A 12,195-nucleotide genomic window follows, 5' to 3' on the forward strand; every position below is an offset into this window, starting at 1 on the left:
TCCTCTAAAACTCGAGCGTGACCCACTGTTCACCCAGTAGATCGTGTAAATGATGTATTAGTTCGTCAGTCGGCTCAACATACCACTGAGCCCCAACGTTCATCGAGGCCAACGCGCGTTCACCTCGGTAATGAATTTTTACTGGACAGGTGCCTTGTGCAAAGGGTCGCATTGTCTCAGCGAGACGCTTAGTCATACCCTTTTCAATTTGTTCACCGGTCACCGTGATCGCCAAATGTTTAACAAAACTGGCACGCGCCTGCTCAATTGTCATTACTTCTCTGGCGACCATTCTATTACTGCCAGAGAAGTTATCAAATCGTACCTCACCTTTTGCCCACAAAATTCTGTCTTTTTCGAGCACGTGTTGGTAACTTTCGTATTCATTACTATACAGCATCACGTCCATACGTGCGCTTTTATCGTCTAATGTAACAATCGCAAAGCGTTGCCCACGTTTGTTGGTAATCACACGAACGTCAATTACCAAGCCGGCTACTCCCACGTATTCGTTTTTACGGGTCTCATTAACATTAGCAAGCTGCCCGACCACGTAATGCTGCAATTCTGCTCGAAAACGGTTAATAGGATGTCCAGTCAAGTACAGACCTAGGGTCTCTCTCTCACCTTCGAGCCATACCGCTTCAGGCCAAGGCTTTATTTTTTCAAATTCGTGCTCAACGGCTTCAGGCTCTGTCGTGAGCACGCCAAACATATCAGCTTGCCCAATGCTTTCAGCCTGCCGGTGTTGCACAGCTTGCCGCATTGCCTTTTCAAGGGAAGCCATCAAACTGGCACGATGCGGACCTAAGCTATCCATCGCACCCGCACGAATCAAACGCTCTAAAACACGTTTGTTGAGTTTCTTGAGATCGACACGACAGCAAAAATCGAATAAGTCCGTAAATGGACCCCCTTCATTACGTGCCTCTAAAATGGCCTCAATCGGTGCTTCACCCACGCCTTTAATTGCGCCAATACCGTAAACGACGCGTTGTTCATCATCGACGGTAAACTTGTACACCCCTTTATTAACATCCGGTGGAAGCAACACTAAGCCCATGCGTTCGCATTCATCCGCTAGGGTGACGATTTTATCGGTGTTATCCATATCCGCCGACATGACCGCTGCCATGAATTCCGCAGGATAATGAGTTTTCATCCACAATGTTTGATAAGAGACTAAAGCATAGGCCGCGGAGTGCGATTTGTTAAAACCATAACCCGCAAACTTCTCCACCAAGTCGAAGATCTTCATCGCCAACTCGGGATCGATATTATTGTTGTGCGCGCCCTCGCGGAATACCTCTCGCTGCTTCGCCATCTCTTCCGGTTTCTTCTTACCCATCGCACGACGCAACAAGTCGGCACCACCGAGCGAGTAGCCTGCCATCACCTGGGCAACCTGCATCACCTGCTCTTGGTATAAAATAACGCCATAAGTTGGCTCGAGTATCGGCTCGAGACACTCGTGTTGATACGTTTCATCGGGATAAGATACTTTTTCTCGCCCGTGCTTACGATCAATGAAGTTATCAACCATACCTGATTCGAGAGGGCCCGGTCGGAACAGCGCTACCAACGCGATGATGTCCTCAAAACTATCCGGCAGCAGTCGCAAAATCAGCTTCTTCATTCCAGCTGATTCGAGCTGAAAAACGGCTGTTGTTTCAGCGCGTTTGAGCACATCAAAACACTGTTTGTCATTTAAGCTAATTGCGTTGATATCAATGAGCGGTTCGCCCGCCTCTTTCTTGCGTGCATTAACCATATCCAATGCCCATTGAATGATGGTCAATGTCCGTAGCCCTAAAAAGTCAAACTTTACGAGTCCCGCCGATTCCACATCGTTCTTGTCAAACTGAGTAACCGGGTTTTTACCCTCGTCATCACAATAGAGTGCGGCAAAGTCAGTAATAGTGGTCGGCGAAATGACCACGCCGCCCGCATGTTTACCTGCGTTACGTGTCACGCCCTCTAAGATACGAGCGAAATCTATCAATTCTTTGACTTCTTCGTCGGCATCGTACCGTTCGCCCAATTCGGGCACTTGCTCAAAGGCTTTTGCCAACGTCATGCCTGGATCGCCAGGCACCAATTTAGAGATGCCATCAACAAAGCCGTAAGGGTGACCCAGCACACGCCCCACGTCTCGAATCGAGGCTTTAGCGGCCATCGTACCGAAGGTAATAATCTGTGATACCGCGTCGCGCCCATACAGTTCTGCGACATGGTCAATCACTTCGTCGCGTCGATCCATACAAAAATCGACATCAAAGTCTGGCATTGAAACACGTTCTGGATTCAAGAAACGTTCGAATAGTAAGTCAAATTCGAGCGGGTCGAGATCGGTGATTTTTAACGCGTAAGCGACTAGCGAGCCTGCACCTGAACCACGACCCGGCCCCACAGGAATATTGTTATCCTTACTCCACTGAATAAACTCCATGACGATAAGGAAATAGCCCGGGAACCCCATCTGGTTAATGACATCGAGTTCGGTTTGCAAGCGCTCATCGTAAGGAGGACGTTTTGCTTGACGTTCTGCCTCGTCGGGAAATAAAAATTCTAGTCGTTCTTCTAAACCTTCGCGCGAAACCTTAACGAGGTAGTCACCTTCCGTTAAATCACCTGTGGGAAACGCCGGGAGGAAATATTCACCTAAACGAATGGTGACATTACAACGTTTTGCGATTTCAACGGTGTTTTCCAACGCTTCGGGTAAATCGGCAAACAGTTCGTGCATTTCTTCAGCACTGCGCAAGTACTGTTGTGGTGAGTATTTTTTGGGACGTCGCTTATCACCGAGTTGATAGCCATCATGAATAGCGACTCGAATTTCGTGTGCTTCGAAGTTCTCTTCTTCGAGGAATACCACTTCGTTCGTCGCGACTACCGGCAAATCATGCTCTGCCGCGAGTTGAACCGCACTATGCAGATACGCCTCTTCCTCTGCGCGACCGGTACGAATAAGCTCGAGATAAAATCGCTCAGGAAAGTATTGCTTATAGAACGCCAGGCTCTCTTGCAAAGGTTCCTGATGACCTTTCAACAACGCTCGGCCAATATCCCCTTCGCGCGCGCCCGAGAGCAGAATGATGCCGTCATTATGCTGCGCCAGCCAGGCTTTATCAATCACCGGCTTGCCCTGCACGTGACCGCGCAAATAGGCTTTTGAAATAAGTTGGATAATCTGCTGATATCCATCATTGTTCATTGCCAATGCGGTCAGGCGAAAAATCTCACCTTCGGGGTAGTCACCCCATACCCATAAGTCAGCCCCGATAAGCGGCTTGAGACCTTGGCTGTGAGCTGCGCCATAATATTGCACCAGACCACAAAAGTTCATTTGATCGGTAAGCGCCATAGCGGGCATATTCATGTCCGCCACACGCTGACAAATGGGCTTCACTTTAGTAAGCCCATCCACCATTGAAAAGTCACTGTGAATTCTTAAATGAACAAAAGAAGTATCTGCTGCCATTAAAAACCTAATTGGTAAACTGCATGCTGAATATTAAGCCGATATTCTGCCTTATCGGGCTATTCAAGTACATGCTTAGTGCAGTTTTAAACGGGGTTTAACCGCGTGGTTCAGCTTATCCACAGCAATAACGAGCAGCATCTTCCACCAGCCGTGTAACGCACGTTGATGCATGCGGTAGAGACTCGCATAAGCATAACGCGCCAGCGTGCCCTCGATAGACATCGATAAGCTCTTACTTTGCATTAAGTTCCCTACGGCCGAAAATCGGCTGAGCGATACCAATGAGCCACGGTCTTTGTACTTAAATGCTTTGGGCGCTTTGCCTTTTTGCATGCGACGGATATTTTTATAAAGACAGTCAGCCATTTGATGAGCCGACTGCGCACGCGGTGGGACAAAGCGGTTTTCGTCAATGGCACAGGCGGCACAATCGCCCAATGCATAAATTGAATCGGCACCTTTTGCTTGTAAGAACGAGTCAACTTCGATCTGATTATTTTTCCGCGTTGGCAGACCCAATTCCGTCAAGAAATCAGGTGCTCGAACCCCGGCTGCCCACACCATTAGATCGCCTTTGATACTTTGTCCATCATTAAGTACCAACTGACCTTTTTGGGCTTCCTTGGCGGGGTTACCAAGCAGCACTTTTACTCCGAGTTTATTAAGCTTTTTATGCACCGATTGTGATAAACGCTCGGGCAATGCGGGTAATAAGCGCTTACCTGCTTCAACTAACGTGATATTCAGTCGATCGCGAGTGAGGTGGCCTAAACCGTAGATTGACAGCAGAGACACGGAATGTACTAGTTCAGCAGCAAGTTCAACACCGGTGGCACCGCCGCCTACAATAGCGACGTCTAGGGTGACATCATGACCATCTTCGAGTGCCTGGTTAACACGCAAGAATTCGTTCAAAAGATGATGGTGAAAAGCATCGGCTTGCGCCGTTGAGTCGAGGAAGTAGCAATGTTCAGCGACGCCTGGCGTACCAAAATCAGCAGTGACGCTACCGACGGATAGAATAAGCTTGTCATAATTTAAAGTGCGTGGTGCCAGCACTTCCTCGCCTTCTTCCTCTATCGCCGCTAAAGTAATGGTTTTATTGTCTTTATCAACGGCTTCCAGCGTGCCCACGATAAACCGAAAGCCAGAACGAGCTCCTTGTCCTCGGTAATCAAGTTCTGCGAGTCGCGAGTCAAGCGCACCTGATGCAACCTCATGCAGTAACGGTTTCCAAACGTGCGTGCTATTTCTATCAACTAATAACACTTCTGCCTTACCGGAGCGCCCTAAACTTCTTCCTAATTGGGTCGCCAACTCTAAACCACCTGCACCGCCTCCAACCACGACAATTTTTTCTGTCATTGCTTGTAATATCCCTGCCGATAAATGAAAAAGCCACTGGCGATCATAACGCCAGTGGCTTTTATTTACAGCACTATATTACAGATTTACTAAATGTTTTTAGTCAACTTTTGGTTCCGTCAAACCACGACGCTCAAGCAGGGCTTCAACAGTCGGTTTTTGACCACGCCAATCGATGTACTGCTGCATCGGATCTTTACTGCTACCCTGCGATAAGATATCGCGACGGAATGCTTGACCATTTTCTAGCGTCAAACCACCATTTTGGTTCATATACTTAAATGCATCTGCTGCAAGCACCTCGCTCCACATATAAGCGTAATAGCCAGCAGAGTAGCCGCCTGCAAAGACATGTGCGAAATAGGTCGAACGATAACGCGGTGGCACCGCTTCAACCGCTACACCATTTTCTTCAAGGGCTTTTTGCTCAAACTCGCCCACATCACCAATATCTTCTCCCGCCGGTACTGTGTGATATTCCAGATCGAGCAAGGCCGCCGCAACGTACTCTAAGGTGTCAAAACCTTGGTTGAAATTACGTGCCGCAAGTACTTTATCAAGCAACTCTTGTGGAATCTGCTCGCCGGTCTCATAGTGTTTAGCATAGTGAGCGATTACTTTAGGATTCAAAGTCCAGTCTTCTTGGAACGTAGATGGGAACTCGACATAATCGCGCGGTACGTTAGTACCCGCTTGTGACGGGTATTTCACATCAGAGAACATCCCGTGTAACGCGTGACCCATCTCGTGGAACATCGTGGATACTTCATCAAAGCTCAATAAGGTCGGCTCACCTTCTGGTGCTTTTGTGATGTTCATGTTATTGAGAATAACAGGCTTTTGATTAAGCAGTTCTGATTGGCTGCGGAATGAACTCATCCAAGCACCACCACGCTTGCTCTCGCGCGCATAGTAATCGGCATAGAACAGGCCTAAGCTTGAGCCATCAACATCAAACACTTCATAGACTTCAACGTCAGGATGATAAACTGGAATATCATCACGTTCTTTAAATGTGATGCCAAACAGCTGGTTCATCGCATAGAACACACCATCTTTTAACACACGGTTGAATTCAAAGTATTGTTTAACTTGTTCGCCATCGATTGCGTATTTAGCTTCACGCACTTTCTCGGCGTAGTAGAACCAATCCCACGGCTTCAGTTCGAAGTTTTTACCGTCTGCATCGATAGCTGCTTGAATTTCTTGCGCTTCGCGCTCAACGTTCGATACAACCGCTGGAACCAAGTCACGTAGCATGTCTTGTGCGGCCTCTGGGTTACCTGCCATATTGGTTTCTAAGGTGTAATCTCCCCAGCTATCGTAGCCTAATAAACTCGCCTTCTGAGCACGTAACTCAACGAGTTTCTTAACTAGAGGACGTTGGTCTGTTTTCGTGTTCCCAGTGCCACGGTTAGCTGAAGCTTCCCATACACGCTGGCGTAACTCACGGTTTTCGAGCTCTGCTAGAATCGACTGGCGCGTGGTATTAGTTAATACAATGGCGTACTCACCTTTATGGTCGCGACTCTCAGCAGCACTAGCTAACGAGCGAATACGGCTATCACTCAAACCTGCCAGCTCCGCTTTATCCTTAACGTAGATAACATTTTCTTGTGTCAGGTTCATCAAGTTGTTGCGAAACTCGGTAGTGAGACTTGATAGCTGCTCATTGATATCACGGATTTTTTGTTTATCCGCATCACTGAGTTGTGCACCTGAACGTACAAAGCTTTTGTAAGTATCTTCAAGCAAACGTAAAGAAGCCGTATCTAGACCCAGTGATTCACGCTTGTCATATAAGGTTTTAATGCGTGCAAACAAGTCTGCGTTGAGCGAGATATTATCGCTATGCGCTGACATTTTCGGCGCTAACTTGACTTGCAAATCACGAATTTGATCGTCGCTGTTTGAAGATGAAAGGTTATAAAACACAGCGCTTACACGATTCAGGATCTGGCCTGATTTTTCCATCGCAACGATGGTGTTCTCGAAGGTAGGAGCTTCTGAGTTTGAAGCAATTGCTTCAATCTCTTCCATGTGCTCTTTCATGCCGCGCTCAAATGCAGGTTCGAAATGTTCGAATTTGATCGCATCGAAATCAGGTGCTTGATACTGCAGTGGGCTAGGCTCAAAAAATGGATTTTGTTGAGCAACGTCTTTACTCGCTTGTTCCGCTTGCGCGGTTTCAGCTTGTTGTGAAGTTTGTTGGTTCTGTTGTTCAGCATCGCTACATGCGGCGAGCGATAGCGCTGTACCAATAGCAACGGCTACGAGCGTTTTACGCATAGTTATCTCCTAACTTGTTATTGTGATATTTAATTTCTTTACTTTATGGTTATATTGTAACAGTGGCAAGCGCGTAACGCTCAAACGGCGTTTTTTTTCGACTAGTGCTAGGAAGGCATGAATTACAGGCAAAAAAAAAGCCCCAACGTGGGACTTTAATTTTTGAGAAGTGGCGGAGCGGACGGGACTCGAACCCGCGACCTCCGGCGTGACAGGCCGGCATTCTAACCAACTGAACTACCGCTCCACATTCTCAGAGTGTGCGTGACTTAATGGCGGAGCGGACGGGACTCGAACCCGCGACCTCCGGCGTGACAGGCCGGCATTCTAACCAACTGAACTACCGCTCCACTAAATCACTGTGTTGGGGGTTGCCCCCTCAACGCGGCGTGAATATTACGAGTGACCACCGATTCAGTCAACCCTTTTTTTAAAGATTTTTATATTTTCCCGTTCGTTTGACTGTTAAATGTCCAGATGAGACGTTTTTTAATCATTTTTCTCATGACTATCCGTTGCTGCCGACTTAGTTCGTCTCTTTCGGAACCAAATTGCACTCACTCCGAGTAGTACCAAGATCACATTAATCGCCACAATAATGATTAAATTCACCACCGCTTGCGACTCTTGCTCCTCAATTTGCCGTTGCTTTTCTATCCGCTGCTGTTCTAACGCGGCTCGTTTAGCTGCAAATTGCTCCGCTTTCGTTAAGGTACTCTTGTCAGGACGTTTCGAAATAAAGCTATAGTCATCGATCACTAACTCAAACTCTCGACCTTGCTTATTTGTCGCAAAAATCGTCATATCGATGAGATGGCGGCCAAAATCGAGGTTTGCAATAGGAATATTAACGGTGTTCGCTTCTATTTCCGTTAATGAAAAGTCGCGCTTTTCACCATTAGGAAAATCCACCGTTCCATTAATCGCCATGCTGCTCAATTCAACACGATCGCCATCAATAGTTAAAATTAGTTGATGATCCTGCTCAGCTCGATTCGCTTGCTTAACACTCAAGGTGATTGGACTTGGCTCAACCACTACAGCAGAAGTTTCGTACGAGCGATCATAAAGTGGCGTGGTTAATTCGTACGTTGGCATGTATTCGCCGGGCGGAATAGTTAGTTTGAACCGACTGGTAAACACCCCGTCACCCGCTTGTTCATCATATTCTTTGCCATCATCTGAAAACTGACCCACACGCTTAGGTGCAACGCCAAAATTGTCGAAGCTAGAATTGTTGGTGCTAATAAATAACACATCAAGTAATACCGTCTCATGGAAGCGAGCAGTCTCAACAGGAACGTCCCCGTTGTACAGCGTGCCCTCGACCTTTATTTGTTCATTTTCATAAAGTGGGGAAGGTAACGGTTTTGCTTTAAATTTAATATCTGAGACGATAACCGCTTCATTTTGCTCGTCGACTCGTCCTGCGACTTGCCAAGGTCCAGGCATCGGATCCTTAATGCGGATCATGTCGAAGTTTTCGTTAGTATACCAAGTGACTTGTTCGATAGGATGGCGTGTTTCATACCACTTACTGCCATCGGGTTTTATTAGTATGAGCGGCGCACTGCCGCGCTCTCGGAAGAACAGCAACGTAATCTGTTTGATTTTGTCATCAATTCGAAATCGCTGTCCCTCAATGGGCAAGCGGTTTGCCATCGGATCATTAATTACGTCAAGCTTAGCCGGTGGTTCGCTATTGTTTTGCGCGTTGCCTTGATCCGACTGTGCGAGTAGTTGGCTACTAAAAGTTAATAAAAGTCCCAGTAATACCGTTGTTACGAATCGAGCCACAGGCACGCACCACCTTCAGATTTTACTATCGCTAAGCGCTGTTGATGTTGTTCCTCTTCATCGGCTGTTGCGCGTAAAACCTTTAGCTGTGGACGATTTTTTATTGCTTGATGCGCAATGGCGCCCGGTTCTTGGTTCTCATTGTCTTGATTTTGGCCGTGCAAACTCAACGCTGTTTGCCCGCCCGTCATCGCCAAATAGACATCCGCGAGGATCTCGGCATCGAGCAGAGCGCCATGTAATTCACGAGCAGAATTATCGACATGAAAAGCTTTGCATAATGCGTCCAAACTATTGCGTTGGCCCGGACGCTTTTCACGCGCTAATTGAAGTGAATCGAGTACATCGCAGTAGTCGTATGTCTTGCCGTACATCTTGCCGAGCCGCTTAAACTCAGCGTCCATGTGGCCGACGTCGAACGGCGCATTATGGATTACAAGCTGGCTACCTTTGATGAAATCAATAAATGCATCAACCACTTGTGCAAAAACGGGCTTATCCGCGAGGTATTCGTTCGTAATACCATGCACCGCAATAGCTTCATCCTCAACCACGCGCTCCGGATTAATATAAACGTGAAAGTGGTTTCCCGTCGGCTTTCTATCTATTAACTCAACACACCCGATTTCAATGATACGATGTCCGTCATCGGGATTAATGCCTGTAGTTTCGGTGTCTAAAACGATCTGACGCATAGTGTTTGATTCCTGATATACTCGCGGTTTCAGTTTATTTTACAGTGAGTCGCATGGCTAAAGTACATATTTTTACAGACGGTTCATGCCTGGGCAATCCTGGTCCTGGTGGTTACGGTGTCGTACTCGAGTACGGTCAACATCATAAGGAGCTCAGTGGCGGTTATCAGTGCACGACCAACAACCGTATGGAGCTTCTTGCTTGCATTAAGGGCCTTCAAGTCCTTAACAGAGCCTGCGATGTCATTCTGACCACCGATAGTCAATATGTAAAGCAAGGCATTGAGCAATGGATTCATAACTGGAAACGCAATGGTTGGCGTACATCAAATAAAAAAGCCGTTAAAAATGTCGACTTGTGGCAACAGTTAGACCAAGCCATTGCTGCTCATAAAGTGACATGGGAGTGGGTGAAAGGTCACGCAGGGCATCCGCAAAACGAGCGCTGCGACGAGCTTGCGCGCGCCGCAGCTGAACAAAACCCGACCCAAGTCGATACGGGTTTTAGCACCGAATAACCTCGGTGCTTATTCGACACCCGCAACAACGGGTCTTTTCTCTTCTTGCCATGCGTTCATGCCACCGTCCACGCTATACACTTTCGTGAATCCCATCCGTTGTAAGCTTTCAGCTGCGAGCGCAGAACGTCCGCCTGAACGACAGATTAAGTACAACGGCTTTTCGGCAATACGATCAAGCGCGTCATCATAACCCGCAACATCGGGATGCTGATTAAGCTGCATCTCAAGGACACCACGAGGCATATTAATAGCTTCACGAATATGCCCTTGAGTAAATTCAGCCGGTTCCCGCACATCAATAATTCGCGCGCCGTCCCGCAATGCGTGCTGAAGTTGCTCAGTGGTTACTTCGTTTACGTTGTTTTTTGCCGTCTGACAAAGCTTTTTAGCATCAATTACCATAATTACCTCTCTTCAAAATGCCAATTTGCAGATTGTTTTACTCTCGCCGCAGGTAACGCTTGTGTCAAGCTTAAACGCTCTTTTCTCGATTTGTTGACCTGTGGTTTTATATAACATGATTTTTTTACAACTAACCAGTAACCCGCACTTAACCACGAACAGCGTTGACATAGCCACTCACTGTAGCCACCGAACTCGGCATCCTGCTTTGCAAGAAAATGCCCAATAAAATAGCGTTGCCGCTCCACTCGGAATCCCAGCAACGACAGCCAGTCTTTAACGCGTGCTTGGCTGAAATACCGTCCTTGCCACGGGAATGACCATCGCTGACTGCGCCAGAGCCCGCTCAATATAGCAGGGCTCAACGGGTTAAAGCCCGCTAATATCAGAGTACCGTCATCCGCTAATACACGTAGCGCTTCTCTCAATACTTGGTGTGGATCGGCCGAAAAATCTAATACAAACGGACAAACCAAGGTGTCCACCGATTCATTTTTAATCGGCAACTGAGTATAGTGCGCGCGAACCCCATGACATTTTTCTGCTGGCTTCTGAATTTGACAGATATGTATCGGTCGACCCAGCGTAAAGCCACTGACATCCAGTTGTTGAGCCAAGTTACCAAGCGTAACCGTCGTGCCGTTAAGGCAATGCTTGCGAGAGTCGTCCAGTTGTTGTTGTACACAGGACTGAATCATCTGTCCGTTCGCAAGTTGGTCCCAGTCATCGGGTTCCTGCATTTTCGTACGACGATACGCGGGTTGAATAAACAAGGGCCGACCTTTGTGTTAGGCTAGAGTCTACGCATAATCATAGCGAGGAAACCCAGAGTATGCGAGTACATCCTGTTAAAGCCTTTGATGATAATTATATTTGGTTAATCGAATCCACTCAGGATCGTGTTGTCGTTGTCGACCCGGGTGATGACAAGCCGGTCATTGAATGGTTAAAAGCGAATAAAAAGGACATCGCTGGTTACCTCATTACACACCATCATCATGATCATACGGGTGGGCTTGAAGCACTCAAAGCGCGCTTCCCAGCGACATCTTACGGCCCTGACAATCCCGCTATTAAGGGCATTGACTACGCTGTAATGGAGGGCGATACAGTTCAGATCGCTGGCTTACGGTTTGACGTTTTAGCCACGCCGGGTCACACCCTAGACCATATTAGCTTCTATGGTGACACAGCACTTTTTTGTGGTGACACGCTGTTCTCTGGCGGCTGCGGCCGTATGTTTGAGGGCACCCCCGAGTTGTTCGTTTCGTCACTTGATAAACTGCGTCGCCTACCAGGCGAAACGCGTGTTTTTTGCGCACATGAGTATACGCAAGCGAACTTAACCTTCGCCTCTCTTGTCGAACCCGACAATGCAGTTTTAAAAAGTTACTTAGAAAAAATAAAGCTCATGCGTCAAAACGATCAGATCACATTGCCATCGACGCTCCAATTGGAGCTGGCAATTAATCCGTTTTTACGGTTTGACCAGTCAGCAGTTCGCCAAGCGGCGAGTGATTATGCTGAACAGACACAAAGTTCCTCAGAAGACGTGTTCGGCATCATTAGAGAGTGGAAAGATAACGCGTAGTCACGTAGTATATCCACGTTATAATATAACACTATTAAAGAAGTTAAT

9 protein-coding genes and 2 tRNA genes are annotated in these 12,195 nt (G+C 47.3%); 2 read left to right on the forward strand and 9 right to left on the reverse strand.

All coding sequences use genetic code 11. The annotated features are described in order from the left end of the window. Nucleotides 1–4: 4 nt before the first annotated feature. The 7 genes from dnaE to dnaQ all read right to left on the reverse strand — a co-directional run bounded on the left by dnaE (nt 5) and on the right by dnaQ (nt 9,633). Nucleotides 5–3,484 (reverse strand): DNA polymerase III subunit alpha, encoded by a 3,480-nt coding sequence (dnaE, locus tag AWU56_RS11260; protein ID WP_286682569.1) that lies wholly within the window; start codon nt 3,482–3,484, stop codon nt 5–7. 75 nt (nt 3,485–3,559) lie between these two features. Next, nucleotides 3,560–4,852: an NAD(P)/FAD-dependent oxidoreductase gene (locus tag AWU56_RS11265; protein ID WP_006956674.1), complete on the reverse strand. Its 1,293-nt coding sequence runs from the start codon at nt 4,850–4,852 to the stop codon at nt 3,560–3,562. 99 nt (nt 4,853–4,951) lie between these two features. Beyond that, nucleotides 4,952–7,141 (reverse strand): M3 family metallopeptidase, encoded by a 2,190-nt coding sequence (locus tag AWU56_RS11270; RefSeq protein WP_286682570.1) that lies wholly within the window; start codon nt 7,139–7,141, stop codon nt 4,952–4,954. A 170-nt stretch (nt 7,142–7,311) separates the two neighbouring features. Beyond that, a tRNA-Asp gene (locus tag AWU56_RS11275) sits at nt 7,312–7,388 on the reverse strand. Nucleotides 7,389–7,414: 26 nt separating this feature from the next. Continuing rightward, nucleotides 7,415–7,491: transfer RNA gene (locus tag AWU56_RS11280), tRNA-Asp, on the reverse strand. 139 nt (nt 7,492–7,630) lie between these two features. Beyond that, nucleotides 7,631–8,938 carry a TIGR03503 family protein gene (locus AWU56_RS11285; RefSeq protein ID WP_286682571.1) on the reverse strand — a complete coding sequence of 436 codons (1,308 nt, stop codon included), beginning with the start codon at nt 8,936–8,938 and terminating at the stop codon, nt 7,631–7,633. Beyond that, the gene (gene dnaQ / locus AWU56_RS11290) at nt 8,923–9,633 is read right to left on the reverse strand and encodes a DNA polymerase III subunit epsilon (RefSeq protein WP_006956682.1); all 711 of its coding nucleotides are present in this window, start codon (nt 9,631–9,633) and stop codon (nt 8,923–8,925) included. Before dnaQ ends, AWU56_RS11285 begins: the two co-directional genes overlap by 16 nt. 53 nt (nt 9,634–9,686) lie before the next feature. On the opposite strand from dnaQ, the gene rnhA reads away from it, so the two are divergent. Beyond that, nucleotides 9,687–10,151, forward strand: a complete 465-nt coding sequence (rnhA, locus tag AWU56_RS11295) for a ribonuclease HI (RefSeq protein ID WP_006956683.1) — start codon at nt 9,687–9,689, stop codon at nt 10,149–10,151. Nucleotides 10,152–10,160: 9 nt separating this feature from the next. On the opposite strand, the gene AWU56_RS11300 is transcribed toward rnhA, so the two are convergent. Together AWU56_RS11300 and AWU56_RS11305 are read right to left on the reverse strand one after the other, a co-directional pair. Further along, complete coding sequence (locus AWU56_RS11300) at nt 10,161–10,556, reverse strand: rhodanese-like domain-containing protein (protein ID WP_286682572.1); 396 nt, start codon at nt 10,554–10,556, stop codon at nt 10,161–10,163. A gap of 2 nt (nt 10,557–10,558) precedes the next feature. After that, nucleotides 10,559–11,329: a class I SAM-dependent methyltransferase gene (locus tag AWU56_RS11305; RefSeq protein ID WP_286682573.1), complete on the reverse strand. Its 771-nt coding sequence runs from the start codon at nt 11,327–11,329 to the stop codon at nt 10,559–10,561. Between the two features lie 59 nt (nt 11,330–11,388). On the opposite strand from AWU56_RS11305, the gene gloB reads away from it, so the two are divergent. Continuing rightward, complete coding sequence (gene gloB / locus AWU56_RS11310; protein ID WP_286682574.1) at nt 11,389–12,147, forward strand: hydroxyacylglutathione hydrolase; 759 nt, start codon at nt 11,389–11,391, stop codon at nt 12,145–12,147. The last annotated feature ends 48 nt before the right edge of the window (nt 12,148–12,195 follow it).

It is taken from the genome of Idiomarina sp. T82-3 (genome assembly GCF_001577655.1).
GTDB classification, from domain to species: domain Bacteria; phylum Pseudomonadota; class Gammaproteobacteria; order Enterobacterales; family Alteromonadaceae; genus Idiomarina; species Idiomarina baltica.

What these genes read in the sequence shown, in the direction of transcription:
- dnaE (WP_286682569.1), bottom strand. Translation starts at nt 3,484, where the DNA reads ATGGCAGCAGATACTTCTTTTGTTCATTTAAGAATTCACAGTGACTTT.
- AWU56_RS11265 (WP_006956674.1), bottom strand. Translation starts at nt 4,852, where the DNA reads ATGACAGAAAAAATTGTCGTGGTTGGAGGCGGTGCAGGTGGTTTAGAG.
- AWU56_RS11270 (WP_286682570.1), bottom strand. Translation starts at nt 7,141, where the DNA reads ATGCGTAAAACGCTCGTAGCCGTTGCTATTGGTACAGCGCTATCGCTC.
- dnaQ (WP_006956682.1), bottom strand. Translation starts at nt 9,633, where the DNA reads ATGCGTCAGATCGTTTTAGACACCGAAACTACAGGCATTAATCCCGAT.
- rnhA (WP_006956683.1), top strand. Translation starts at nt 9,687, where the DNA reads ATGGCTAAAGTACATATTTTTACAGACGGTTCATGCCTGGGCAATCCT.
- AWU56_RS11300 (WP_286682572.1), bottom strand. Translation starts at nt 10,556, where the DNA reads ATGGTAATTGATGCTAAAAAGCTTTGTCAGACGGCAAAAAACAACGTA.
- gloB (WP_286682574.1), top strand. Translation starts at nt 11,389, where the DNA reads ATGCGAGTACATCCTGTTAAAGCCTTTGATGATAATTATATTTGGTTA.